This window comes from Paraburkholderia edwinii, assembly GCF_019428685.1.
In the GTDB taxonomy this organism is placed as follows: Bacteria; Pseudomonadota; Gammaproteobacteria; order Burkholderiales; family Burkholderiaceae; genus Paraburkholderia; species Paraburkholderia edwinii.
Genome location: NZ_CP080096.1, coordinates 1915556 through 1941494 on the forward strand (window position 1 = coordinate 1915556; position 25939 = coordinate 1941494).

Annotated in this window: 20 protein-coding genes and 2 rRNA genes; 11 read left to right on the plus strand and 11 right to left on the minus strand. The window is 62.6% G+C overall.

The window, feature by feature from the left end; translation table 11 throughout:
* Positions 1 to 221 precede the first annotated feature (221 nt).
* From KZJ38_RS30355 to KZJ38_RS30365, 3 genes are all read left to right on the plus strand, one after another.
* Positions 222 to 3105 (plus strand): 23S ribosomal RNA (locus tag KZJ38_RS30355).
* 237 nt (positions 3106 to 3342) lie between these two features.
* A 5S ribosomal RNA gene (rrf, locus tag KZJ38_RS30360) occupies positions 3343 to 3456 on the plus strand.
* A 278-nt stretch (positions 3457 to 3734) separates the two neighbouring features.
* Complete coding sequence (locus KZJ38_RS30365) at positions 3735 to 4292, plus strand: hypothetical protein (RefSeq protein ID WP_219800765.1); 558 nt, start codon at positions 3735 to 3737, stop codon at positions 4290 to 4292.
* Between the two features lie 84 nt (positions 4293 to 4376).
* Here the strand turns inward: KZJ38_RS30365 and KZJ38_RS30370 are convergent, their stop codons facing one another.
* A complete protein-coding gene (locus KZJ38_RS30370; RefSeq protein ID WP_219800766.1) occupies positions 4377 to 5537 on the minus strand; it encodes a metallophosphoesterase in 1161 nt (386 codons plus the stop codon).
* A 263-nt stretch (positions 5538 to 5800) separates the two neighbouring features.
* Here KZJ38_RS30370 and KZJ38_RS30375 point away from each other — a divergent pair, with 263 nt between their 5' ends.
* The 3 genes from KZJ38_RS30375 to KZJ38_RS30385 all read left to right on the plus strand — a co-directional run bounded on the left by KZJ38_RS30375 (position 5801) and on the right by KZJ38_RS30385 (position 7172).
* Complete coding sequence (locus tag KZJ38_RS30375; RefSeq protein ID WP_219800767.1) at positions 5801 to 6409, plus strand: alpha-ketoglutarate-dependent dioxygenase AlkB family protein; 609 nt, start codon at positions 5801 to 5803, stop codon at positions 6407 to 6409.
* A 200-nt stretch (positions 6410 to 6609) separates the two neighbouring features.
* A complete protein-coding gene (locus tag KZJ38_RS30380) occupies positions 6610 to 6858 on the plus strand; it encodes an AbrB/MazE/SpoVT family DNA-binding domain-containing protein (RefSeq protein ID WP_219800768.1) in 249 nt (82 codons plus the stop codon).
* Positions 6852 to 7172: a type II toxin-antitoxin system PemK/MazF family toxin gene (locus tag KZJ38_RS30385; protein ID WP_219800769.1), complete on the plus strand. Its 321-nt coding sequence runs from the start codon at positions 6852 to 6854 to the stop codon at positions 7170 to 7172. The genes KZJ38_RS30380 and KZJ38_RS30385 overlap by 7 nt, the downstream gene beginning before the upstream one ends.
* Before the next feature lie 176 nt (positions 7173 to 7348).
* On the opposite strand, the gene mdcH is transcribed toward KZJ38_RS30385, so the two are convergent.
* The 8 genes from mdcH to KZJ38_RS30425 all read right to left on the minus strand — a co-directional run bounded on the left by mdcH (position 7349) and on the right by KZJ38_RS30425 (position 14855).
* On the minus strand, positions 7349 to 8287 hold the full coding sequence (mdcH, locus tag KZJ38_RS30390; RefSeq protein ID WP_219800770.1) for a malonate decarboxylase subunit epsilon: 939 nt from the start codon (positions 8285 to 8287) through the stop codon (positions 7349 to 7351).
* Between the two features lie 18 nt (positions 8288 to 8305).
* Positions 8306 to 9220, minus strand: coding sequence for a malonate decarboxylase holo-ACP synthase (locus KZJ38_RS30395; protein ID WP_219803719.1), 915 nt, complete (start codon positions 9218 to 9220; stop codon positions 8306 to 8308).
* Complete coding sequence (mdcE, locus tag KZJ38_RS30400; RefSeq protein WP_219800771.1) at positions 9220 to 10041, minus strand: biotin-independent malonate decarboxylase subunit gamma; 822 nt, start codon at positions 10039 to 10041, stop codon at positions 9220 to 9222. Before mdcE ends, KZJ38_RS30395 begins: the two co-directional genes overlap by 1 nt.
* A gap of 8 nt (positions 10042 to 10049) precedes the next feature.
* Entirely contained in the window at positions 10050 to 10925 is an 876-nt protein-coding gene (locus KZJ38_RS30405; protein ID WP_219800772.1) for a biotin-independent malonate decarboxylase subunit beta, read from the minus strand.
* Positions 10925 to 11269 (minus strand): malonate decarboxylase subunit delta, encoded by a 345-nt coding sequence (locus tag KZJ38_RS30410; RefSeq protein ID WP_219800773.1) that lies wholly within the window; start codon positions 11267 to 11269, stop codon positions 10925 to 10927. The genes KZJ38_RS30405 and KZJ38_RS30410 overlap by 1 nt, the downstream gene beginning before the upstream one ends.
* Complete coding sequence (locus tag KZJ38_RS30415) at positions 11257 to 12297, minus strand: triphosphoribosyl-dephospho-CoA synthase (RefSeq protein WP_246641840.1); 1041 nt, start codon at positions 12295 to 12297, stop codon at positions 11257 to 11259. Before KZJ38_RS30415 ends, KZJ38_RS30410 begins: the two co-directional genes overlap by 13 nt.
* A gap of 73 nt (positions 12298 to 12370) precedes the next feature.
* Complete coding sequence (gene mdcA, locus KZJ38_RS30420; RefSeq protein WP_219800775.1) at positions 12371 to 14065, minus strand: malonate decarboxylase subunit alpha; 1695 nt, start codon at positions 14063 to 14065, stop codon at positions 12371 to 12373.
* A complete protein-coding gene (locus tag KZJ38_RS30425; RefSeq protein WP_219803720.1) occupies positions 14019 to 14855 on the minus strand; it encodes a GntR family transcriptional regulator in 837 nt (278 codons plus the stop codon). Before KZJ38_RS30425 ends, mdcA begins: the two co-directional genes overlap by 47 nt.
* Positions 14856 to 15083: 228 nt before the next feature.
* On the opposite strand from KZJ38_RS30425, the gene KZJ38_RS30430 reads away from it, so the two are divergent.
* The 4 genes from KZJ38_RS30430 (at position 15084) to hutC (ending at position 19093) form a co-directional block, all read left to right on the plus strand.
* Positions 15084 to 16391 carry an MFS transporter gene (locus tag KZJ38_RS30430; RefSeq protein WP_219800776.1) on the plus strand — a complete coding sequence of 436 codons (1308 nt, stop codon included), beginning with the start codon at positions 15084 to 15086 and terminating at the stop codon, positions 16389 to 16391.
* Positions 16392 to 16620: 229 nt separating this feature from the next.
* Positions 16621 to 17304: a hypothetical protein gene (locus KZJ38_RS30435; RefSeq protein ID WP_219800777.1), complete on the plus strand. Its 684-nt coding sequence runs from the start codon at positions 16621 to 16623 to the stop codon at positions 17302 to 17304.
* Between the two features lie 69 nt (positions 17305 to 17373).
* Positions 17374 to 18051, plus strand: coding sequence for a methyltransferase family protein (locus KZJ38_RS30440; RefSeq protein ID WP_219800778.1), 678 nt, complete (start codon positions 17374 to 17376; stop codon positions 18049 to 18051).
* Between the two features lie 286 nt (positions 18052 to 18337).
* The gene (gene hutC, locus KZJ38_RS30445; RefSeq protein WP_219800779.1) at positions 18338 to 19093 is read left to right on the plus strand and encodes a histidine utilization transcriptional repressor HutC; all 756 of its coding nucleotides are present in this window, start codon (positions 18338 to 18340) and stop codon (positions 19091 to 19093) included.
* 69 nt (positions 19094 to 19162) lie between these two features.
* Here hutC and KZJ38_RS30450 read toward each other — a convergent pair whose 3' ends face one another.
* Positions 19163 to 22561, minus strand: a complete 3399-nt coding sequence (locus KZJ38_RS30450) for an alpha/beta fold hydrolase (RefSeq protein ID WP_219800780.1) — start codon at positions 22559 to 22561, stop codon at positions 19163 to 19165.
* 231 nt (positions 22562 to 22792) lie between these two features.
* Complete coding sequence (locus tag KZJ38_RS30455; protein ID WP_219800781.1) at positions 22793 to 23587, minus strand: hypothetical protein; 795 nt, start codon at positions 23585 to 23587, stop codon at positions 22793 to 22795.
* A gap of 357 nt (positions 23588 to 23944) precedes the next feature.
* Between KZJ38_RS30455 and KZJ38_RS30460 the strand changes: the two genes are divergently transcribed.
* Complete coding sequence (locus KZJ38_RS30460) at positions 23945 to 25816, plus strand: ATP-binding response regulator (RefSeq protein ID WP_219800782.1); 1872 nt, start codon at positions 23945 to 23947, stop codon at positions 25814 to 25816.
* Positions 25817 to 25939: the final 123 nt, after the last annotated feature.

Consider the following 25939-nt stretch of genomic DNA (forward strand, 5'->3'; position numbering starts at 1 on the left):
CAGTAGTAAGAGATCAATGAAAGCGTCTCGAGATGGACGTGAGTAGATTGATCAGGGTTGTGATTGTATCGAAGTATTTTTTAGGGTCCTCGATAAGAGGGCGCTTGGAATACGGCACAACGCGAAAACTCAGCCTGTAGCGGAATGTGTACCCCCTTCGGGGGCGAGCCCAGTGTAAGCGCTAAAGCGCTAACGCTGGCCGCGAGACACACCCGTTATAGGGTCAAGCGAACAAGTGCATGTGGTGGATGCCTTGGCGATCACAGGCGATGAAGGACGCGGTAGCCTGCGAAAAGCGGTGGGGAGCTGGCAAACGAGCTTTGATCCACCGATATCCGAATGGGGAAACCCACTCCGAATGGAGTATCCGTAGCTGAATACATAGGCTATGTGAAGCGAACGCGGCGAACTGAAACATCTAAGTAGCCGCAGGAACAGAAATCAACCGAGATTCCCAAAGTAGTGGCGAGCGAAATGGGACCAGCCTGTACTCTTTATCTGCAGTGTTAGCCAAACGCTCTGGAAAGTGCGGCCATAGCGGGTGATAGCCCCGTAGGCGAAAACAGTGTGGAAGAACTAGGTGTACGACAAGTAGGGCGGGACACGTGAAATCCTGTCTGAAGATGGGGGGACCATCCTCCAAGGCTAAATACTCGTGATCGACCGATAGTGAACCAGTACCGTGAGGGAAAGGCGAAAAGAACCCCGGGAGGGGAGTGAAACAGATCCTGAAACCGCATGCATACAAACAGTCGGAGCCTCGCAAGGGGTGACGGCGTACCTTTTGTATAATGGGTCAGCGACTTACATTCAGTGGCGAGCTTAACCGATTAGGGCAGGCGTAGCGAAAGCGAGTCCGAACAGGGCGATTTTAGTCGCTGGGTGTAGACCCGAAACCAGATGATCTATCCATGGCCAGGATGAAGGCACGGTAACACGTGCTGGAGGTCCGAACCCACTAGTGTTGAAAAACTAGGGGATGAGCTGTGGATAGGGGTGAAAGGCTAAACAAATCTGGAAATAGCTGGTTCTCTCCGAAAACTATTTAGGTAGTGCCTCGTGTCTCACCTTCGGGGGTAGAGCACTGTCATGGTTGAAGGGTCCATTGCGGATTACTTCGCCATAGCAAACTCCGAATACCGAAGAGTGCAATCACGGGAGACAGACATCGGGTGCTAACGTCCGGTGTCAAGAGGGAAACAACCCAGACCGCCAGCTAAGGTCCCCAAATATGGCTAAGTGGGAAACGAAGTGGGAAGGCTAAAACAGTCAGGAGGTTGGCTTAGAAGCAGCCACCCTTTAAAGAAAGCGTAATAGCTCACTGATCGAGTCGTCCTGCGCGGAAGATGTAACGGGGCTAAGCCATATACCGAAGCTGCGGATGCGTGCTTTGCACGCATGGTAGGAGAGCGTTCCGTAAGCCTGCGAAGGTGCACTGGAAAGTGTGCTGGAGGTATCGGAAGTGCGAATGCTGACATGAGTAGCGATAAAGGGGGTGAAAGGCCCCCTCGCCGTAAGCCCAAGGTTTCCTACGCAACGTTCATCGGCGTAGGGTGAGTCGGCCCCTAAGGCGAGGCAGAAATGCGTAGCTGATGGGAAGCAGGTCAATATTCCTGCACCAGTGTGAAATGCGATGGGGGGACGGATCGCGGAAGGTTGTCCGGGTGTTGGAAGTCCCGGTCGCTGCGTTGGAGAAGGTGCTCTGGCAAATCCGGGCACAGGATTCAAGGGCGTGGCGCGAGCTCCTTAGGGAGCGAAGCAACTGGAAGGGGTTCCAGGAAAAGCCTCTAAGCTTCAGTTTCACATTGACCGTACCGCAAACCGACACAGGTGGGCGAGATGAGTATTCTAAGGCGCTTGAGAGAACTCGGGAGAAGGAACTCGGCAAATTGGTACCGTAACTTCGGGATAAGGTACGCCCTTGTAGCTTGACTGGCCTGCGCCAGGAGGGTGAAGGGGTTGCAATAAACTGGTGGCTGCGACTGTTTAATAAAAACACAGCACTCTGCAAACACGAAAGTGGACGTATAGGGTGTGACGCCTGCCCGGTGCCGGAAGATTAAATGATGGGGTGCAAGCTCTTGATTGAAGTCCCGGTAAACGGCGGCCGTAACTATAACGGTCCTAAGGTAGCGAAATTCCTTGTCGGGTAAGTTCCGACCTGCACGAATGGCGTAACGATGGCCACACTGTCTCCTCCCGAGACTCAGCGAAGTTGAAGTGTTTGTGATGATGCAATCTCCCCGCGGCTAGACGGAAAGACCCCATGAACCTTTACTGCAGCTTTGCATTGGACTTTGAACCGGTCTGTGTAGGATAGGTGGGAGGCTATGAAGCGTGAACGCCAGTTTGCGTGGAGCCGTCCTTGAAATACCACCCTGATCTGTTTGAGGTTCTAACCTTGGACCCTGAAGCGGGTTCGGGGACAGTGCATGGCAGGCAGTTTGACTGGGGCGGTCTCCTCCCAAAGTGTAACGGAGGAGTACGAAGGTACGCTAGGTACGGTCGGAAATCGTGCTGATAGTGCAATGGCATAAGCGTGCTTGACTGCGAGACTGACAAGTCGAGCAGGTGCGAAAGCAGGTCATAGTGATCCGGTGGTTCTGTATGGAAGGGCCATCGCTCAACGGATAAAAGGTACTCTGGGGATAACAGGCTGATACCGCCCAAGAGTTCATATCGACGGCGGTGTTTGGCACCTCGATGTCGGCTCATCTCATCCTGGGGCTGTAGCCGGTCCCAAGGGTATGGCTGTTCGCCATTTAAAGAGGTACGTGAGCTGGGTTTAAAACGTCGTGAGACAGTTTGGTCCCTATCTGCCGTGGGCGCTGGATATTTGAAGGGACCTGCTCCTAGTACGAGAGGACCGGAGTGGACGAACCTCTGGTGTACCGGTTGTCACGCCAGTGGCATCGCCGGGTAGCTATGTTCGGAAGAGATAACCGCTGAAAGCATCTAAGCGGGAAACTCGCCTTGAGATGAGATATCCCCGGGGCTTCGAGCCCCTTGAAGGGTCGTTCAAGACCAGGACGTTGATAGGTCAGGTGTGGAAGCGCAGTAATGCGTTAAGCTAACTGATACTAATTGCCCGTAAGGCTTGATCCTATAACCGGTGTGTTTTACGTGACGGCTTGGCGCTTTAGCGCCTGGCCCGGAACCACCCCCGCAAGGGGGCAAGGTGACCGTTAGTGCTTCAGCACTTACGGACATCCCGCCCCCGTAGGGGGTAGCGCAAACAGACGGTTGAGTGATCAGTGTTGTGCCAGACAACACAACCTCTTACCAAAGCTTCTTCCCGATTGGTTCTGCTGCCCCAAAAACGCAGCAGAACAACCCGTCATGCCTGATGACCATAGCGAGTCGGTCCCACCCCTTCCCATCCCGAACAGGACCGTGAAACGACTCCACGCCGATGATAGTGCGGATTGCCCGTGTGAAAGTAGGTAATCGTCAGGCTCCCTCGCAAGAAACACAAACCCCGCCCACAAAGGCGGGGTTTGTGCGTTTACGGCGTCGAATTCGAATTCATCAACGCGCCGGCTCTCAAGTTTCACATGCCATGATGCGCCCTCAGGCACTAACGTCAAGCACTCGCGACAGATCCATAGCCATACGCACTCCGTCTCTACAATTTGACGTTTCTTGAAGTTAATTCGGATTCCAAACGTTGACAGGATTCATCTCGAAAAACAAACTGCTGTGCGAATCGCTGTTGATCAACACGTGAGGATCGCATGAGTCAGAAGCCCACCATCGCTGCAGTCATCGCCGGAGCCGTTATTGCTTTGGCGCCGTTAAGCCCACAGGCGGCACAGCCTGCCGCATCGGCTGCGTCGAGCGCAGCCATCGCGGGAGTCAGTGTGCTTCAGGCCGAAGGCACCGTGCAGGCAGTGGATCGCGTCGCACATACCGTCACCGTGAAAGACGCAGCGAGCGGACAGGCAACCTTCAACGTCAATCCCGATACGACAAAGCTTGCGGAGCTGAAGTCCGGAGACAAGGTGCGCGTACGGATGGTTCGCGATGCAGTCATCACGCTAACGCCACACGCTTCGCCGAACACGATGGGTCAAAACGCGGCAAACGCGGATCCGGTCGCGCAGAACAACATCACGGCAGAAGTCGTGTCGGTCGATCAGAAATCCGGTGTGCTCGCACTGCGCGGCCCTAAAGGCGCGGTATTCCATATTCAGGCGAGCAATGCTGCACAGGTCGCTCAACTGTCAGCCGGTACGCATGTCGATGTCGTCTACGCGCCGACCGCGAATGTGTCGGTGTCGGCGGCTCAATAAGCCATCTCGGGTAACCCAACCCGGTACGCCGATATCGACGCATGCGTGGCGGCAGCGCTCATCACATCGCTGCCGCCACGCCTCTCAGATGCCCGCGCTGACCAGCTTGAGTCGCGTAATTTCAGACGGGGCGCCGAGCCGTTTCGGCGGTCCCCAATAGCCGGTGCCGCGGCTCGTATAGACCCACAGCCCATTCAGGCGTGCCAGTCCCGCGGTGAATGGCTGCTGCAAGCGGACAAAGAAATTCCACGGAAAGAACTGTCCGCCGTGAGTATGGCCGGACAGTTGCAAGGTGAATCCCGCATCGGCGGCGGCCTCTGCTGTGCGCGGCTGGTGCGCGAGCAGCACCCTGATCAGTACATCGCCGGGAGCGCCGCGAAGCGCTGCCGCCGGGTCGCTGTTATGCGCAGGATCGTAGTGTCCCGCCGAATAGTCGGTTACCCCTGCAATCACCGCTTGCGCACCGTCGTGGTTCACGACCACGTGCTCGTTGAGCAACACACGCAATCCAAGTCGTTCGAATTCCGCGATCCACGCGTCGGCGCCCGAATAGTATTCGTGGTTGCCCGTGACGAGATACGCGCCATGCCGCGCAGTCAGTTTTGACAGCGGCTGCGTATGCGCGGACAACTGCGCGACGGACCCGTCGACCACATCGCCCGTCACGGCGATCAGGTCCGGCTCGAGCCGGTTCACCGCTTCGACGATTGCATCGACATAGTTGTGCTTGATGGTCGGCCCGACGTGAATATCGCTGATCTGCACGATCGTGAAGCCTTCGAGCGCGCGCGGCAAATCGTCGATCGGCACTTCGATCGTGACGACCCGCGCGCGACGCCGCGCGTTGATAAAACCAATGGCCGTGGAAATCAGCGCAAGAATCGGCACTGCTGCCGCGCTATTCGTTCGCCACTGTCCAATCGACACCGTATGGGGCCATAGCGCATCTACGGTCAATAGCGACGCAAGCACGATATCGCGCGCGAATGTCAGCACGAGCAGCGACGAAAAAAAGCCCATCGCCAGCAGCCCGACCCATGCGAACCGGTCACCGACCGATTGCTGCTCGAAGCGCCGCGCCAGCATGCCGGCTGGAATCAGCAGACACGACAGCACGAGCCACAGCACACAGAGCGCTCGCCCGGTTGAACCGATCGGCAGATCCGGAATGATCCGGAACCCTACATAGAGGTGGAACAGGATACCGATGGAGACGAGGCGAACGAAGAACGATGATAGGCGCATGGCAAAGGGTAGCGTGACGCGACGGTGCCGAAAGGCGGCAGGCAATCTCGCGGGGCAACGTCATATATAGGAACGCCGGCCAGCCATTCTACCGGCAGATTTGACGGAAGGTTGGAGGGGTAGAAGACAGTAGAGACCTCTTCGCAAAGCGCTTATCGCAACGATCGCGCACTCCGATCTCCACCGTCAACGCGGCTGCAGACGACGGTTCATACTTATCCGTATCTCCCAAGACTATCCGCGCCGCGATTGCGCTTTTTGCCATGCACGATTTGTTCGACGATTTGCCCGCGCCCGATGTGGTGTGGTTCCCTGATTGGCTTTCGCCGGCCACGGCGACGTCGATGCTCGAGCGCATCATCGACGAGGTCGCCTGGCGCCAGGACACGATGGGCACGCCGGCGGGCCGCGTGCCGTTGCCTCGCCTGACGGCCTGGCAGGGCGAGCCCGATGCCGTCTACGTTTATTCAGGTATCCGCAACGTACCGGAGGCGTGGACTGCCGCGGTCGGCGAGCTGAAAGCCGCGGCGGAAGCGGCCAGCGGCTCGCGCTTCAATAGCGTCTTGCTGAATCGCTACCGGAACGGGGCGGACAGCATGGGTTGGCACGCGGACCGGGAGCCTGAGCTCGGCAATGAGCCGGTGATTGCGTCGGTAAGCCTCGGCGCCACGCGCACCTTCGACTTGCGACATAACCGGACCGGCACCGTGCAGTCGTTTGCGTTGTCTAGCGGCAGCCTGCTCGTGATGCGCGGCAGCACGCAGGCGGAGTGGCGGCATCGCGTGCCGAAGGAGCCGCGCATACAGGGGGAGCGCATCAATCTGACGTTTCGGCATGTCATGCCGCGCGGTGCGGCCGCCGCTCGTCGTTGACGAATGGGGCGCCTATAACGTGTAAAAGATAAAAAAAGTTTATGCGCATAACGCGCGAACGGTCGACCTGCGCTTCACGCGCGCTTTGGTTGACGAAAGCATGAGATTCGCCCTATGCCATTTGGCCATGCTATGATGTAATAACTTTGTGTTTACTTTTCCCCTTGGTCCTTTTAACATTTTTCAGTCGAGGCAATGCCATGAAAACGACGATCCGCAAGATGGGTAACTCGCATGGTGTGCTCATTCCGAAACCGATTTTGGCCCAGCTGGGACTGGAGGACGAGGTGGATATGCAAGTCGAAGGAAATGCGCTGGTGCTACGTCGGCCGCAGAAGCGGGCGCGTCAGGGCTGGGCCGACGCGAGCCGATCGGTTGCGTCGGCCGGCGGCGATCGCCTCGTGATGGGCGACTTCCCGAACGCGGACGACGAGGGGTTCGTATGGTAGAGCGCGGCGAGGTCTGGCTAGTTGCGCTGGATCCGACCGTCGGCAGCGAGATTCAGAAGACGCGGCCATGCGTGGTCGTGTCACCCCCGGAGTTGAACGAACACCTGAACACGGTGATCGTCGCCCCGATGACCACCGGCAGCAGGGCGGCGCCTTTCCGCGTCGGCCTTACGTTTGCGCGCAAACGTGGGTTGATTCTGCTCGATCAGATTTGCACCGTCGATAAGGAACGGCTGGTCAAGAAAGCGGGGGCCATTTCCGATCAGGCGCTAGCCTCGACGCTATCGGGACTGCAGGAAATGTTTGTCGACTAGGGAGGCGAACGCCGTCGCTGCGGGCACAGACGCGCAGAGGCGGCCGCAACAGCGACGGCGGCCGCGCTATGTTTGTCGGCTCGCGCTCACCGGCGTGACTCTGCGCTGGGCATTCTGCGAAGCAGCCGCAGTTGCCAGCAAACGCTGCTGCGCAAGCACTACATACACAAATTCCACTAGCCGCCCGCCTCAATACGGCGCCTAACCGTCGCGACCAGCCGATCGAACGCGAGCGTGCTCGCGGGAAGCGTCACCGCATCCGGAAACTGTTCGCGCGCGATGTCCGTCAATACCTGTCCAGGCGGCGCTTCGAGCAAAACGCGCGCCCCCAGTTCGACCATCACCGTCAACGCATCGAACCACCGGACGGTATGGCGCATGTTGGTCACAAGATCGTCGCGAATTGCGTCGGCCGTATGCAGCGGCCGCCCGCCGCGATTGCCGATATATAGGCTCTGCGGTGCACGGAATGGGACGTTGCGCGCGTAGTCTGCGAGTTCGTCGGCAGCGGGTCCGAGCAGTTCGCAATGCGACGGCACGCTGACCGCTAAGCGCGTCGCCTTGCGAGCACCGGCTGCAAGTGCGATATCGATGAACGCGTCGAGCGCATCGTTCGCGCCCGCCACGACAATTTGCCGTGGCGCGTTCACATTGCCGACGAAAACGCGGGGTCGTCCGTCACGCGCGATCTGTGCGGCAAGCGTTTCGACCTGATGCTCGGTCAGTCCCGCGATGGCGGCAAGTCCGTAACCGGACGGATAAGCGGCTTCCATCAGTTCGGCGCGCTTGCGAACGAGGCGTACCGCATCGGCAAATTCGAGCGCGCCGCAACTGACGGCCGCCGGATAAGCGCCGACTGACAGCCCCGCGCTGAAGTCGGGCGTCAACTGTTGCGCGGCCAGCGCGCGCGTCACGGCCACGCCGGCGACGGTTATACCAATTTGCACAGCAACCGTGGATTGCAGGGCGGCATGACTATCAAGCGTCAGCACGTCGAAGCCAAGCACGTCGGACGCTTCGGCGAGCGTCGCGTCACTCGCAGGATGGGCCGGAAGCTGATGCAGAAAGCCTTCGGTTTGCGCACCTTGTCCGGGAAAGAGGAGTGCGAGCGTCATCGTGTCGTGGTCCCATCATCAGGTGCCAGTGGGCAGCGTCAACGCTAGTGTCGCGCTTGTCGTCGCGCCGTCCATAACCGAGGCCCACGGATCGGTCACGAGCGACGCGCCGGTGTTCGCGCGCGCCATCACGTGCGATTTTCCGGCGGCAAGCTCAGCCAGCGCAACACCACCCGACGGCGTTTCGAGTTGCGCGTCGATGCGCACGCCGCCGCGTTGCGCAAACGCGAGCAGTTCGGACAGTAAGCGTCCGGCGGTCGCGTGATCGAGCCGCTCAGGCGCACGAATCAGCAAATCGAGATCGCTTGATCCGGTGGCCGTGGGTACGCCGGTCGCCAGTTCGAAGCCGACGCTGCCGGCCGGTCCCCACACGTACTGTCCAAGCGAGCAGGGCGCTCGGCGCAGTTCGGCGAGCGCCGAAAACGCGGGTAGCAATGCGCGACCAGGCGCCGGTTCGCGTGCAACGAGCGCTTCGGGCGGCATGGCAAACTCGATGTCCGATTCTTCGACCCACGCACCGTATCGCTGAGCCCGGCTCGCGCCGCGTATGCCGACCGCGACAGCAAAGCCCGGTGCCGGCTGTGCACGCCGCACGACTGCAAAAGGCGCGCGTAGAAACGCGTCGCGAACCCATACCGGCTCGGCGTCACGGTTGGGCAGGCGATGCAGCCGCAGGATATCGTGCGGCTGCCAGCGTGCATGACTGCAATCACGGCCGTCGCTGCTGCCATGGTCACCGCGCCCAGCGCCTCCAGCGCGGTTATCGCGATCATCGCGGCGGTCGCTACTGCCATCGTCACCGGGTCCATCGCCTCCAGCGCGATCAGCGCAGCCGCCATCGCCATCGCGCCCACCGCGTCCGTCGCAGCTACGCTCGCCGCAGCCCGTCTCAGCAGGCAACAAGGGCAACAACGGCAGCGCACAAACCAGCATCACGCGGCATCCCACTGCGCCGCGAGCCGCCGCCGCACTTCAATCGACGCCGCTCGTGTCTTGTGCGCCGTCTCGGACTCGAGCCGATGCGACAACCCGCGCGACTTGTCCGCTCGCGCATCGCGCACCGAGTCCGCAAGAATGCCGCGCACGCGTTCGATGTGCGCGCCGCTCGGCGCATCCGCATCGACATCGCCGATCAGCGTATCGAGCAGCCCCAGCTTCGCAAACGAGGCGATCGAATACGACATCGGCACAATCGTTTCGCCGAGCTTATCGAGCTCGTCGACGGTGCGGCGCGTCACGCGCGCGGCCGCTTCCTTGCCCATCGCGTGGACCAGCGTGCCGGGCGCGTCGAGCGCGAGAATCCGGTTCGCCTGGTAGCCGTGCGCGAGAAACGCGCCCGACATCGCCGGCCCGACGATCAGCGCGATCACCGGATGCCCGGCATCGCGCGCCGTCGCATAGGCGTCGACGCCGGCCGCGCACGCGAGGTGCACGCCGAGCATTTCCTCGCGATAGCCATACGCCTGGCTTTTCACATCGACGATCGCGACAATTGGCCGCTTCTTCGCGGCATTCGCGTCCTGCGCGATCGCGTCGCGCACCGCGCGCCCGAGCAGCCATCCCTGTTCGAGGCCGACCACGTTGTCGGTCGCGCGCGGGAAGCGGTTGTCCGCGTCCGGCACGACGGAGACGAAACGCGCGGTCTCGTCACCGAGCGCCGCGTCGCCGCTCCAGACCGGCGCTTTCGACGTGGATTCGCCGGCCAGCGCGCGGAACCACAGCGCGCCGCGTGTCAGTTGCTGGGTATCGTTCATGGTCACGGTCACTCCTTGATCTGGGCAGAAGCGTCGGCGCCAAACACCGCGCGCATCGTGTCGGGCGTCACCGTTTGCGGGTCGATCGCGGCAAGCCGCGCGAGGTACGCGTCGACCTGCTCGCTGCGATGCGCCTTAGGCACCCCGCGCGCAAAGGCGTCGACGACGGCGGTACGCACCGCTTGCACATCGTCGTCGACGAGGCTGTCGGCCAGCCCCGTCGCCGCGCGTTGCTCGCCTCCGATCAGTTGCCAGATGCGGCGCTTATCGCTCGAATCGAGCTCGTCGATGCCTGCTTCCTGTTCGATCACCTCAGGTCCGTTCATGCCGAGCCGCCCCTGTTTCGTGACGACGAGATGCGAGCACAACGCCGCGGCCAGCGACATCCCGCCGAAACAGCCGACCATGCCCGCGATCACGCCGACCACCGGCACATACCGGCGCAGCGCGACGATCGCCGCCTGCATTTCCGCGATCACCGCAAGCCCGAGGTTCGCTTCCTGCAGCCGCACGCCGCCGGTTTCGAACAGCACGACCGGCCGCACGATCCGGCCGCGCTCGCAGTCGCGCAGCGCGAGTTCGAGTGCCCCGGCGAGCTTGCTGCCCGACACCTCGCCGATGCTGCCGCCCTGAAATGCCGACTCGAGCGCGGCCACGACCGCGGGCTCGCCGTCGATCGTGCCGCGCGCGATCACGGCGCCATCATCGGCCTGGCAGACGATGCCTTGCAGCGGCAGCCACGGCGACTCGATGCGGTCGAACGGGCCGAGCAGCTCGCGAAACGTGCCGGGGTCGAGCAGGGCGCGCACCCGTTCGCGCGCGGGCAATTCGATAAAGCTGTCCGCGAGAACCGGCGCAGCAGCCTGAAGAACGGCGGAATTCATCACGCACCTCCCTGTACACCGGAACCACCATGAGCACCACTATTTCCCGCAGCCAGATCGATCGCCTCGATCGCTTCCGCGAGCCTCAACGCAACCACCCCGGGCGTTGCGCCGAAGTCATTGATCTCGATATGGGCCGCGCCGTCGTAGCGCTGGAAAAAGCGGTCGAGCACGCTCTTCCAGATGTGGCTGTAGCCGTCGACGCTGGTGCGCACGTCGACAGTCGCCGTCATCGAGGCGGCGGGCGACAGCAGCACTTCGAGGTCGCCGGACCCGACCACGCCGACATGCGCGCGGGCCGTGAAGGCGCGTTGCGCCGGATACTCGAACGTCAGGTGTTCCATGAGGCTGTACTCCCGGTAAAGTCTTGACGAGACAGTTTGTCGAGGAAGAGGGTCGCGGCGAGCAGATCGGCCGCGCCACCCGGAGAGGCATTCAGCGCGACGAGCGCGCGATCGAGGGCCGCAAACGCGGCGCGCCCGCCGACGGTTGAGCTGCCGCCCGCCGCCAGCACACGCCGTGCGCCGCGCTGGCCCGCCTGCAGGCCGGTCAGGCCCGCGCGGTGCAGCAGACACGTGTCGTCGAGCGAGGCCATGATCGCGAGCAGCGCATCGACGCGCGCCGCGTTTTCGTCGATGCCCTGTTCGCGCGCGCGGACGAGCGCCGGCAGACCGACATCGAGTGCATGCGGGAAGCCGTCCTGCGCTTCGCGGCGCGCGCCACCGACCTGATAACGACGGCGCACGCGCTCGCCATTGCTGTCGGCGGGCGCGGTAACGCGATCGGGGAAGCAGGCGATCTGCGCGCCGAGCGAACAGACGCGAGCAGCGTCAGCAAACGCCGCATTTGTCAGAGACGGGGCAGATGCGTGCGCATCCGCCGCGATCGTCGACCTGGCGGAGGCGCTGACCGAAACCGCGGAAACCGCCGAAACCGCGCGCGACGGCAAGGCACGGTCCACTGCGCCCGAAACGGCACGCGCGGCGACTCCGCAGACATCGCTGATCGCCGCTCCGGCAATCATCAATCCGACAATCCAGATCGCGCCGCGATGCGCATTGCTGCCGCCGGTCGCGCGCATCATCGCCTGTTCGCCGCCGCGGCCGATCTGCGCCAGCTCGGCGCGCAGTGTCGCTGAAGGCGTGCGCTGCCGCGATGCGCGCGCCAGCGCTTCGAAGCACGCTTCGAGCGCGCGCGCCGAACGGCGCATGGTCGGCAGATCGAGATCGCGGTGGGCGCCGCTGCCGCGTCCGTCGACGAGCGCGGGCTTCGGCGTCAGCTCCGCTTCTTCGATCAGCGATTCGACGGCGAGCCGCGCCAGCTGCGCATCGGACAGCGCAAGCTCCGGCCCGGCGCAAGCATCATCACTCACATTGCTGCGCCTTGCGCCGCATGTTCCCGAATCCGATGCCGCCGCTATCACTGCCGCAGTCGCAGTCATCGCATCACCAGCTTCTGAAGCGTGCCGGCGGCGCATACAGGCCACCCGACCACGTCACGAGATCGTCGATGCTGCGCGCCGCGAGCAGCGAGCGTTTCGCATCGCCGCGCCGGATACCGAGATCTTCCGGATAAGCGACGATGCCGCGCCGGCGCAGCTCCGCGGTTTTCTCGGGCTTCGCGCGCAAACCGATCGGCGTCACGCCGGCCACCGCGGCAATCGCCGCACGCCGTTCGTCGATGCCCTCGGCCTTATGCAGGTGCGCAATGCCTTCTTCGGTGACCACGTGGCTCACGTCGTCGCCGTAAATCATCACGGGCGCGATCGGCATGCCGCTCTTCTTGCCGACCGCAATCGCATCGAGCTCGTCGACGAAAGTTGGCTCGCCGCCTTTCTTGTACGTCTCGGCCGTTTGCACGACGAGCTTCTGACCGCGCGCAACCGGTGCATCGCCTTTGAGCAGCTTGAGCCACGCGTCGCTCGCGTGCCGCCGGCCGCGCGGATCGTGGCCCATGTTCGGCGCGCCACCGAAACCGGCCAGACGCCCGCGCGTCACGGTCGACGAATTCGCGTCGGCGTCGATCTGCAGCGTCGAGCCGATAAAGAGGTCGACGGCGTACTGACCGGCCAGCTGACACAACACGCGGTTCGAACGCAGCGTGCCGTCGCTGCCGGTAAAGAACACATCGGGCCGCGCTTCGATATAGGCTTCCATGCCCACTTCGCTGCCGAAGCAGTGCACGCTGTCGACCCAGCCTGACTCGATCGCTGGAATCAGCGTCGGATGCGGATTCAGCGTCCAGTGGCGGCAGATCTTGCCGCGCAAGCCGAGCGATTCGCCGTACGTCGGCAGCAGCAGTTCGATAGCGGCCGTATCGAAACCGATGCCGTGATTGAGCGCCGTCACGTTGTACGGTTCGTAGATGCCGCGAATCACCATCATCGCGGTCAGCACCTGCAAGTCGCCGATATGACGCGGATCGCGCGTGAAAAGCGGCTCGACCGCAAACGGCCGGTCCGCTTCGACGACCACGTCGACCCACGAAGCCGGGATATCGACGCGCGGCAGCTGGTCGACTATCTCGTTTACCTGAACGATCACGATGCCGTGCCGGAATGCGGCCGCTTCGGCGATCGTCGGCGTGTCTTCGGTATTGGCGCCCGTGTAGAGATTGCCGTGCCGGTCCGCCTTTTCGGCGCACAGCAGCGCGACCTGCGGCGACAGGTCGACGAACATCCGCGAGTAGAGCTCCACATAGGTATGGATCGCGCCGATCTCGAGCTGCCCGTCTTCGAGCAGTTGCGCGACGCGCAGGCTTTGCGCGCCGGCGAACGCGAAATCCACCTTATGCGCGATGCCTTTTTCGAACAGCGTCAGATGCTCGGGCCGGCTGATGCTCGAGATCAGCAGATGCACGTCGTGCACTTCGGCCGGATCGACTTTCGCAAAAGAGCGCGACAGAAAGTCGGCCTGCTTCTGGTTGTCGCCTTCGAGCACGACGCGATCGCCGGAGCGGATTAACGCCTGCAACGCATCGACGATGCGCGCGGCGGGCAGCACGCCGTCTTCGAGCCACGGGGCGATTTGCGCGAGACGGCGGGCTTTCTCGTCTCGCCGCGTGGTCCACGAGCGGGCGGGCGCTGCGTTTGCGCTAGCCGTCGTCGCGCTCAGACGGTTGGGTTCGAGTCGCTGGTTCATCGGCAGGGGTACTCACGGATGCAGAGGTTGAAGGGCGCGCGCGTTTCGCGCGTGGCTTGCGCGTGCGTGCCGATTCTTCGGTCTTCACGCGTTCTGTCAGAAAACGGTAGATCAATTCCCCGGTGCCGATCAGGTGAGCGGCAACCAGCGCTTGCGCCGCCGCGACATCGCGGCGCAGCACGGCGTCGAGCAACTCGACGTGCTCATGGTCCGATTCGCCCTTGTACTCGGGAAAACCGAACTTGAGCCGCAGATAGCGTTCGCCGCGGCGGTGCAGGTTGGCGATCATCTCGCACAGCTGTGGCCGTCCAGCCGGCGCATAAAGACTCATATGAAACGCTTCGTTGCGTGCAACGTAGAGCGACGGATCGGGTTCACGTTCCGCAGCTTTGCACAATCTGGTGACTTCGCGCAGCGAGGTGGCTGTGTGCCGCGGAATAGCTAGGCCGAGCGCCAGGCTCTCCAGCGCGGAGCGGATTTCATAGATCTCGCGCGCCTCGTTGGCGGACAGCGGCGCGACCGTCGCGCCCTTATGCACCTCGACCTTCGCCCAGCCCTCGCTCTCGAGTTGCCGCAACGCCTCGCGGACCGGAATCGCGCTCACCGAAAAGTGCCGCGCGATCGCGTCCTGCCGCAGCGGTGCGCCCGGCTCGAGCGTGCCCTCGACGATGGCGGCGCGCAGCGCGTCCGCGATCATCCGCGACGCGCTCGAGCGAGGCGCGCTGGCAGTGGGCAGGAACGGCGCGGCGGGCGCGTCCTCCAGGGGAAAACCATTGGTTGCGGTCGTCATGAGGGCATATATTATATATAAAAACGCAGATTTTCCAGCCGGAAAAACCCGCGGAACGCCCGCCGCAGTAAGGCGGGCGTGCTTTTTGGAAAAACCACCGGCAAAGAAAACAAGGGGCTTGGCGCGCGTGCTGCATCGTCGTTTCAGCTTGCGCAATACCCGCGCGCATTTCAACCGCGCGCATTCAACCGCACAGTGAAACCGCAGTATCTGGAGGAGCAAGATTTGATGGATTCAGTAACCGATTCGGACCGCGCTGTCGTCGCGCGTCCGCGCAAGACGCCGCTCAACCGCTCGCAGATCGCGGGCTTCTGGGGCGCATGGGCCGGCTGGACGCTCGACGGCATGGACTCGTTCATCTACGCGCTGGTTCTGACGCCCGCGCTCACTGAACTGCTGCCGCGCTCGGGCTACGCCGCGACGCCCGCGAACGTCGGCCTTGCCGGCTCGATTCTCTTTGCGCTGTTCCTTGTCGGCTGGGGGCTGTCGTTCATCTGGGGGCCGATTGCGGACCGCTTCGGCCGCACCAAGGTGCTGGCCGCCACGATCTTCACGTTCGCGATCTTCACGGGTCTGTCGGCGACCGCGCATAACGTGTGGGAACTGGCCATCTACCGCTTTATCGCGGGTGTCGGCATCGGCGGCGAATGGGCGCTCGCGGGCACGTACGTGGCCGAGGCGTGGCCCGAGGATCGCCGCAAGATGGGCGCCGGCTATCTGCAAACCGGCTACTACGCGGGCTTTTTCCTTGCCGCCGCGCTCAACTATACGATCGGCGTGCATTTCGGCTGGCGCGCGATGTTCCTGACGGGCGCGGTGCCGGTCTTCATCGCGATCCTGATCCTCACGCGCGTGAAGGAATCGGACAAGTGGCAGAAGGCCGAGGCGAAAGCGGTGCGCACGAAGCCGATGCGCGAGATTTTCTCGCCCACGTACCGGCGCCGCACCTGGGTCGCATGCGCATTGCTGACGATCGCGATTATCGGCTTGTGGGCCGGCGCCGTGTATGAACCGTCGGCCGTGATCCAGCTCGCGACGCGTGCCGGCATGGACAAGATCGCCGCCACGAAGATCGCGTCGCTAGCCACGGGGCTGCTGTCGATCGGTACGATTATCGGCTGCCTCGCCTTGCCGCCGATGGCCGAACGCATCGGCCGCAAGATGACGCTCGCCGTGTACTTCGCGGGCATGGCCGTGACCATCGCGCTGAGCTTCGGCTGGGCGTTCTATCTGCCGAACGGGCTCGTGCCGTTTATCGCGATTCTGGTCGTGCTTGGTTTCTTCGGCGGCAACTTCGCGCTCTTCAGCCTGTGGTTGCCCGAGCAGTTTGAAACGCGCGTGCGGGCGACGGCGTTCGCGTTTTGCACGTCGATTGGCCGCTTCGTCGGCGCGGGCGTGAACTTCCTGCTCGGCGCGGCGGTACTCAACATGCATACGCTCGGTGTGCCGGTTGCGCTGACGGCGATTGCATTCGTCGTCGGCCTCTTCATCATTCCGTTCGCCCCGGAGACCAAGGGGGAAGTGCTGCCGCAATAACAGAATTGCTAGCCGGTACCTTGCAAGGGCGCGTGGCGATGAGCCACGCGCCCTTGTGCTTTTGTTATTTTGTTTTTCGTTTTCCGCTTTTGGCTTTCTCATCGCGCATTCGCCGCGCACAATGATTGACTCACTCGCCGAACGCACATTACTGCTTGTTGTCGAATTCGACGATGAAGCGGAAGCGCGATGTGCGCAACCGCGCGGCAACCCGATGAGGAGGTGCAGCATGAACCGACGCATTCTTTCCGTGGTGGTAATCGCAAGCGCAACCGCACTGGCAAGCAGTGCATCGTACGCGCAGCTCAATCTCAAGCAGTTCGGCATCGGCGGTGGCGACAGCTCGTCCGGCAATGCGGCGACCGGTGCGGCGTCGGCGGGCGGCGTATCGCAACTGCTGCAGAACTATGTCGGCGCGAACCAGCAGGTGCTGGCCGGCCAGTCGAGCCTCGCATCGGCAATGGGGTTGTCCGGCGCGGCAGGGCAAGCGCAGCAGGCAGCAGGCTTGTTGAGCGGCGGCACGCCGTCGGTCAGTCAGCTGACGCAGGTCGGCAGCACACAGCAGTCGCTGTCGCAGCAACTGACGCAGGCGTTTGCAAACGGCGGCGGTTCGTCGGCGTCGGGCGCGATCGACAAGCAGGGGTTTTCGAGCGGCCTCGAATCGCTGGGCAAAGGCGTGAGCCAGTACTCGAGCCTGCAATCGAGCCTCGGCAGCGTCGGCCAGATGAATCCGACGTCGCTGCTGCAATCGGGCCTTAATCCGCAGACCGCGCAGGCCGCGTCGTATATTGCGCAGTCGGCGCCGGGGCAATTGCAGTCGCTCGTGTCGACGCTTTCGCAAGCGGTGCAGTTTGCGACGAGCCACGGGATCAGCGTGCCGTCGATCGCCAGTTCGGCGCTAAAGGGATTCTGACGAACGCTAACGCCGGAACGCGACGTTAGCGCTCAACGCGTGCAAGGACGCTCGCCGGGGACTCACGCCATGATCATGCGGCTTTTTATACAAACGATCGTCTGGCTGATCGTGATGGGCGCGGTGCTATTCGTGTCCGCGGGCACGCTTGCGTGGCCGTTCGCATGGCTCTATCTCGTGGAAGTCGGCGTGCTCGGTCTGTGGCTCGGCGTATGGCTTGCGCGACACGATCCGGCCTTGCTGGCCGAACGCATGAGCATGTTCATGCAGCCCGCGCAAAGCCGCTGGGACAAGCTTTTCATGCTGTGTGCGGGCATCGGATGGTTCGGCTGGCTGGTGCTGATCGGTATCGATGGCGGGCGCCTGCATCTGTCGGACATGCCGCTCTGGCTCAAAGTGTGCGGCGCGATTGGCGTTTGCGTCTGTATCGTCGCGACGCGTTCGGTGTTCCGCGCGAACAGCTATGCGGCGCCCGTGGTGAAGATTCAGGCTGAACGCGGGCACAAGGTCAGCGATAGCGGACCGTATGCCTATGTGCGCCATCCGATGTACACCGCGGCGAGTCTCTATCTTGCCGGCACGCCGCTGATGCTGGGCTCGTGGTGGGGCGTCGTATGCGTGCCGTTGATGATCGTTGGACTCGGCTACCGTGCGGTGCTCGAGGAACGCACGCTGATCGACGGTCTCGATGGGTACGCCGACTATGCGGCGCGGGTTCGCTACCGGCTTGTGCCACACGTCTGGTAACCGCGAAAGGCGCGATTTACCGATCACGCAGTGCAGCGGCCGATCAATGTCGCATATGCGGTGACGCATGCAGCAGCGTGCGCGTCACGAACCTGTCATTTTCAAGCTGCGTGAAATTTGACGCCGCAATAAATCGTGGATAATGCTGCGCGAAATACGCGATCAGGGCCCGTCGCCGACCGGTGGCGGGCTCGGTCCAACATCGCGGCTCAGCCGTCGGCCGTCCGGTTTACCCACCGGATCGACGAAAGCGAGAGGCGCACAACACCCACGAGGTCGACAAACAATGAACACGAACAGTCAGGCCGAAGCTGTTTGCGCGCGCGCGGCGCACGCAAACCCGCTGCTCGCGAAAACGATGCCGGCATACGAGCAGATCAAGCGTTACGTGCTCGCGCGCATTGCCGAGGGCGCATGGAAACCCGGTGCGCCGATTCCGTCGGAAACGGAGCTCGTCAAGCAATTTGGCGTCGCGCGTATGACGGTCTCACGCGCGCTGCGCGAACTGACGCAAGAACGCGTACTCACCCGCACGCGAGGCGCGGGCACCTATGTGGCGCCGCCACGCTACGAATCGACCGTGCATGCGGTCCGCAATATCGCCGATGAAATCGCGGCGCGCGGCCATCGTCATTCCGCCCATGTGCTGATGCTCGAGGCAAGCGCCGCGCAAAGCGCGCTCGATGCGCTCGGACTTGCCGAGGGACCGGTGTTCCATTCGCGCATCGTGCATTGCGAAGAGGGCGAGCCGATCCAGTATGAAGACCGCTTCGTGAACCCGAGCGTTTTTCCCGAGTATCTCGAGCAGGACTTTACGGTCGAAACGCCAAACCAGTATATGGTGCGCGTCGCGCCGATCCAGCGCGCCGAGTTCGAGATTCACGCGCAAAAGCCCGAGGCACAGGTGCGCCGTCATCTGCAGATGGAGATGGGCGAGCCGTGCCTGATGCTGTGGCGCCGCACGTGGGTCGGCGCGGCGATCGCGACGTCGGTGCAACTGTGGCATCCGGCGTCGCGTTTCCATCTTGCGGGGGCGTTTTAAGTCAGGCTTTGAAGCGGTCAGGCTCTAAAGCGGCGCCTTGATGCACCGCTTTAAAAATTCCTGGTGCGCTCAATGCGCATTCAAATGCCGCGCAATCGTAGGGTACACATCGATCGACGCGTTCTTGCCGAAGATGCAGTCGATATGCCCATAACCATCGATCAGATGCCGCTCGTAGTTTTCAGGCCCAAAATGTTCGACAAGCATGTCAAAAGTCATCTCGGTGCTGACCGGCAGATAGCAGCGATTTTCGGCGCCGTGAATAAACGCGATCGGCAGCTTCATTCCGTCGAGATTCTGTAGATAGACGTTGTCGCCTTGCGCGTCGACGATATGCCCTTCACGCACGATGCTCGCCAGCTGAATAAAGAGCTCGATATCGTGGATGCCGAACAGTTCGTCGAGGTTCGCATGCAGCGGCTCGTTCAACTGCGCATGTTCGTAGACGAGCCCGTAGAGAAACGTCGCGCGGTGGCAAACGGCGCTATTGCATTCCTCATCGTCTTCGTTCGGGAAGAAGCGCAGCGCGTCGTCGAGCAGGTTATGCGGCCACTTTTCGTGACGCGTATAGGCCGTCAGATCGTCGACGCCGAGAAAGCGCAGGATCTGCGGCGTATGCAGTCCCGCCTTGACCCGCTGCAGCAAACCCGGCACCAGATGCGCGGAAACCTGCGAGAGCACGACCGAGCGCACGCCCTGCAGGCCCGATAGCAGCGCCATCGTCGTGACGACCGCGCCGAGGCAATGCGCAACGATCTGAATGTCTTTCGCGCCGCTGAGCTCACGCACTTTCGCAACGGCAGCAGGAAGGTCGTAGCGCGCGATCGCATCGGCCGTGGTCGGCTCCGTGGCGCTCGGCAATTCGATGCTGACGCGCAGGTCGACGAGCCAGACATCGAAGCCCGCCGCGCACAGAAATTCGACGAGGTTGGTTTCGATCAGATCGGTCGAGAAGATACGGCTCGATACGCCCGAGCCGTGCACGAGCAGCACCGGTCCCTTCGTGCCGCCGTGATAACGCGTCAGGCGCAGCGTCTTGTTATCGGGCGCGGCCGTGTTGAAGTAGGTGACCCGGGGCGCCGGCGTGCGCAATGCGCGGCGCACGCGCGGCGTGACGTCTTCGTCGGCGAACTGCAGCGGCGCGGCCACGCCGCCATATTCGGTGAACAGCACGCCGGCAAAGAACTCGCCGAATTTTTTGGTCCACTTGAGCCGCGTGGCGAGATCGGGCGCGTTCGTCACTTCGAGCGTGCGCTGCTGCTTCAGGAAGTTTTCGGGCGTGATGATCAGCGTCGCTTTGCCAAGCACGGGAGCGTCCGCTGCTTCGGATGCGCGCACTTCGAGATAAAGCGTATTGGTCTGCTCCCACAGATCGAGCAACGACGAACGCGTGATGATTTTCTGTCCGAACAGGAAGTACGTTTTGCCGTCGGTTGCGTTGAGCGTCATGCGGTAGTTCATGTTGCGGCGCTCGACATGCTGCGGGTCGACCACAAACAGATTGAAGCGGCCGTTCGAGATCTGCAGCGGTTCCGGCGATAGCGCCGCGCAGGTGAGCGTGCCGATCATGCTGGCCGTGTGTCGCGGGTTCTCGAGCATGTCGGCGAGATCGCCCGATTCGACGGTTGCCGTAAAGCTCATCGGCACGCCCTGGTCCGCGGTAGCGCCAGTCGGCACATAGGTGCCTTTCATCGTTTCGGTGAAGCGCAGGCCGATTTTCGGCGGCGGCGGCGGGGCGGCGTTGCCCGCCGCCGCGTAGTCGATCTGCCAGCCGCGTGCCGCGGCGAGTTGCGCGCAGTTGCGCTCGGCGAGCGCGGAAATGGTCAGCAGCGGGTTCACGCCGAGCGAGATCGGCATCACGGCGCCGTCCATCACATACAAGCCCGGATGCACCGCGTTGCCCGTAATGCCGGAAAACACGCGCCCGGCTTCGTCGACGACGCCATGCTCCGCGTCGTCGGCCATCGGGCAGCCACCAAGCGGATGCACGGTCACCGTGCGATTGCGGAACACGTCGGACGAGATCGGGTTGCGCACATACTCGCCACCGATCGCACTCGTCGCTGCTTCGAGCGTGTGCTCGACGACGTCGTAAATCGGCTGCTTGCCCGCATTGGGCCACGCGACGCGCGGACGTCCGCCGTCGTCGACGGTGATGCGGCCGCTTTCGTCGTCGTGCGCCATTACAAGGAAGGTCTGCGTGTTGCGCATCGCGCCGTAGTGCGGCCCGCGCAGCATGCTTTCGATCACGCGCGCCTCGTCCGCCAGCGGCGGATCGCCGTCCGGATCCGGCATCGACACGCCTTCGAGCGGCGCGGCCGCGCCGAGCACGCCGGCGAGAAAGCCACCGATCGGCGAGGCGAGCGACCCTTCCTCGATCACGAAGCCGTCGCGCACATCAGGCGTATTCCGATGATCAATGATGCCGGTGATGGTGGGTCCGACGGGCGGCAAATTGCTGCGCCATTGCGCGCCCCAACCGACGCCGTTGATGTCGTGGTCCGTATTGAACGCGAAGGCGAGCACGTCGCCGTTGCCGGTGAAGCGATGGCCGAGCTGCGTCGACACCGGCAGGCCCGCTTCGTTCGAGCGCAGCAGAATCGCGGTCGAGCCGAGCGTGCCCGCCGACAGGATCACGACATCGGCCGTGATCGACATATCGGGCGCGCCGTACAGATCGCGATCGAGCGCGACGGGCTGATAGCGAACGATCCATTTCTGCTGGTCTTTATCGCGCACCACCGAATGGACGGCGACGCCCGTAAAAATCCGCGCGCCGTGCGCGACCGCATCGGGCAGATAGTTCATATGCGTCGAATTTTTCGCGTCGTAGTTGCAGCCCGAATTGCAATCGCCGCAACCGACGCAACGACACTGATCGACGCCCGCGGCGTTCTTGCCGTCCTTGAACGTGACGGTGATGGGCGGGCGGTAGAAGCGGTCTTCCATGCCGAGCTTTTGCGCGGATAGCTCGAGCGCGGCGAGTTTGGGCAGCGGCTTCGAGTCATGCGTGAAATCGTCGGGTACTTTAGAAGGCTGCAACATCGCGGTGGCAAGTTCGTAGCCTTTGTCGCGACCGGCTTGATCGGCGCGAATCGCGGCGGGCCAGTGCGGATCGTGCCAGAGGCGCTCGTCGGGATGCAGCGCCACATTCGCGTTGATCAGCGACGTCCCGCCCAGGCCGCAGCCAACTACGACGTTCACGTCGGGATTCACGTGCACTTCGAGCAGCGCGAGCGGCGAGCCTTCCTGGCCGATGCCCGTGTTGTATTGCACCTGCGTAAGGCCTTCGAGCGGCGTCTTCGGATATTCGCCGGCCATGAATTCGCGGCCCCGTTCGAGCAGACACACGTCGCGTTTCGCGCGCGCCATGCGGCTCGCCGCGATCGCGCCACCGTAACCGGACCCGACGACCACTACCTCGTAATGCGGCTTCATTGCTTCGAGGGCGCTGGACAAGCGGTTCATTTCGACCACCTCTTATATTCGAATAGTGCAGGGCGGGGGATTCCCTGACGATGAGGACGGCTGGTGCGCTCGCAGCCTGGTTCGCAACCAGAACATCCTGGACTGCGCGGAAGAAAAAGCAAAGTAATTCGTGTGATGCCGCTATAGCGGCTGCTCGCATCGATTCAAACGGTGCTTGAGCGCACCTGTTTATTGCAGCTTCTTATGCTGAGACGCTGGTGCAGCGGCTTCTTACGCGGCCGCTTCAAACGGTTCGCCTTCGACGCTCGACTCGACCGCAAGCAGGTTCAGCACGACGAGAATCGCAGCACGGTTATCGATGTCGATATCGATACCGAGTTCCTCAGTGAGCCACTGGCCGATTTTCGTGTTGGAAAAATCGGCGGCATCGGCCGTCTTTTTCATGGTGACACCGAGCTTGACGGCGCGATAGTGATACGACGGCACGCGATGCCGCGTTGCCACCGCCGACAGGCCGCCCTTGCATTCGGAGCACCAACCGAGGGTGCCGGCGAGCACGATGCGCTCGGGCTCATCGAGGCTCGCGATAAACGCGCGGGCGGCGGCGCGCACGCGTTGCTCGTCGAGGCCGTATTGCAGCAGCACGCTTTCGATCGGATCGTCGAGTGCATGCGCGCGCAGATCGATTTCCTGCGCCATGCCTTCGTTTTCCATCGATACGTTGCGCTGATGGCTCGCGCTGCGCAGGCAGTCGATCAGATAGCGGCGGAAGTACGCGCAGATCGCATAGCTATTGGACGGCGCACTTTCGGGGCACGCGTGCGACTCCATATGACCGGGCGCGAGGCGCAGCACTTTCGTGTAGATGAACTGATGGACGAGTTCTTCCTTGTCTTCGCCGAGCGCGTGCAGTTCGAGCGGATGATAGCCGCGCAGCGCGCGCTTCACGAGGTCGTACATCGACGCCATTTCGTCGTCGGAGAGCTGCGTGCGGCGGCGCCACAGATCGGGAAGGATCGCATCGTCAAACGTGCGTGCGAATGCGTGACTCGATACCGCGCCCATAAAAGCCTCCGTCGGGTGAAAGGCAAAGGAGCGCGGTGGGGCGGATAGTCCGCCGGGGCCTTGGGGGGCAAGGTGGTGAAAAGGTCTTCGCGTGCTTCGGAAGACCGCATGCCGCGCTGTAATTGGTATGCAGTATGGTTTTTGCGCGGCGCATCGCCTATATGGATTAAGTGATAGCTGAAGGGTAAACCGTTGGGTAAACCACGGACGCGTTTTTGTGCGACGCATCATTGAAATCGCGTGCTGACGCCCAATTGGAATATGGCGGCGGTAGACTCTGCGTACACGAAAACGACAACGAGTAAGGCAGCCGTTCATCCCGCGAGCGCGCCTGCTTTACGCAAAGGAGACCGCACGATGCGGGCCGATCCGATCCAGCGTGCCATCGACGAAGACCTCGTCCGCGTGCTCTACGCGCAGGACCCGATCGCCTTTTTCTCGCACTGGTTTTCGATCGTGATGCTGGTGGCGCTGTACTGGGCAGACATGCCGTACCCGCAGCGTTTCGCTGCGTGCTTTATCTTCTACGGGCTCGCGAACTGCGCGGGTCTCGTGCTGTGGATGTGTCATCGGCGCTGGCCCGACGCGTTGCGAGCGCGCGGGTGGATCTATCTGCATGCCGTGCGCAACGCGTTGCTTTACGCGGCGCCCGGTCTGGCGATCTGGTTTGCGTTCCAGAGCTCGCATGCGAACCTGCCGCTGCTGCACACGGTGCTGATCGTTACGCTCGCTGCGGGCGTATTCATGTCGAACGGCTTCGACGTCGTCAATTTCACGACCTCGATTGCGTTTCTGCTGCTGCCCGCGATCGTGCTGCACTTTGGCGTCCATGCCTTCGACCGCACCATTCTGGCGATCGTGCTCGCGTTCTTCTTCTGCGCGATCAATGTCTATGCGCTCAGCTATCGCAAGCTATTCCAGCGCGTCGTGCAGGCGCGCGTCGATCAACAGACGCTCGCCGAATCGCTTGCCGCACAGAAGCTCGTCGCCGAAGAAGCGAGCCTCGCGAAGTCGCGGTTCTTTGCGGCTGCAAGTCATGACCTGCGTCAGCCGCTGCATGCGATCGGGCTGCTGGCGGCGTCGCTGAACGACCCGACGGCGACCCACGCGCAACACACGAAGACCGCCGACCATATCGTCAACAACGTCGAGGCGCTCAACCAGCTGTTCAACCAGGTGCTGGACCTTGCTCGACTCGAAAGTGGCGTGACCCAGGTGATCAAACTGCATTTCAAGCTATCCGAACTGTTCGATCGCGTCGGTAACCAGTATTGGCCGCAGGCCGCGGCGAAGGGTCTCGCGCTGCGCATCGCGCCGACTTCGGCCGTCGTGCACGGCGACCCTGTGCTGCTCGAGCGGATTCTTAGCAATCTGCTCTCGAACGCGGTGCGCTATACGGAAAGTGGGGCAATCTGGATGGGTTTCCGGCGCTCGGGCCGCCGCGCGGGCGGCTATATCGAGGTGCGCGACTCGGGCGTCGGTGTTCCGCCTGACGAGCAGGAACGCATCTTTGAAGAGTTCTACCAGGTTGCGAATCCGCAGCGCGATGCGCGGCAGGGGCACGGTCTCGGCTTGCCGACCGTCAGGCGGCTTGTCGACCTGCTCGGCGGCGAACTGCAGTTGCGCTCGCAGCCGGGGAGGGGCTCGGTGTTTCGCTTTACCGTTGATGCGGGTGATCCTGCGCGCATCGTCGCGGGGCTTAACGAAACCGTGAGCGGGGCGTCGGCCGCGCTTGGCCGGCATGTGTTGTGTATCGATGATGAACCGGCGATTCTCGAAGGGCTGTCGAGTCTGCTCGGGCGTTGGGGTTGTGTCGTGCGGGGCGTGCAGGATGAGGGGCAGGCTTTGCGTGCCATCGATGAAGGCTTTATGCCTGATGCGGTGCTCTGCGATTACCAGCTCGCGAATCACCGGACCGGTGCACAGGCGCTGGCCGCCGTGCGCGACGCGCTGCACCGGCGCGGTCGTGAGCAGGTCGTGACGCTGCTGATTACGGGCGATATGGCGTCGGAGGAATTGCAGGCGCTGGCGCAGGATGGCATTCCGGTGCTGCATAAGCCGGTGACGGCGGCGCGGCTGCGCCGCACGCTCGAGATGCTGTGGCAGCAGGCGGAGGTGCCGCCGGTCGTGGCGTTCGCGCAAAGAGAGGAGGGGGTTGCGGCAGTAGGTCAGGTGGCGCAGGCAGTGCAGCAGGTGATGCCGCAAGCGTTGTCTGGGAGGCGGGCGTAGGGGGCTGGCTGGTTGTGTGGGCCGAGTTTTCTCCGGAATCCGATCGAACGAGCCTTGGGAAAACCAATGAGAGCCCTACGCCATGACGGCGTAGGGCTCGGCTTGGGGTCCTGGCGCTTCCGG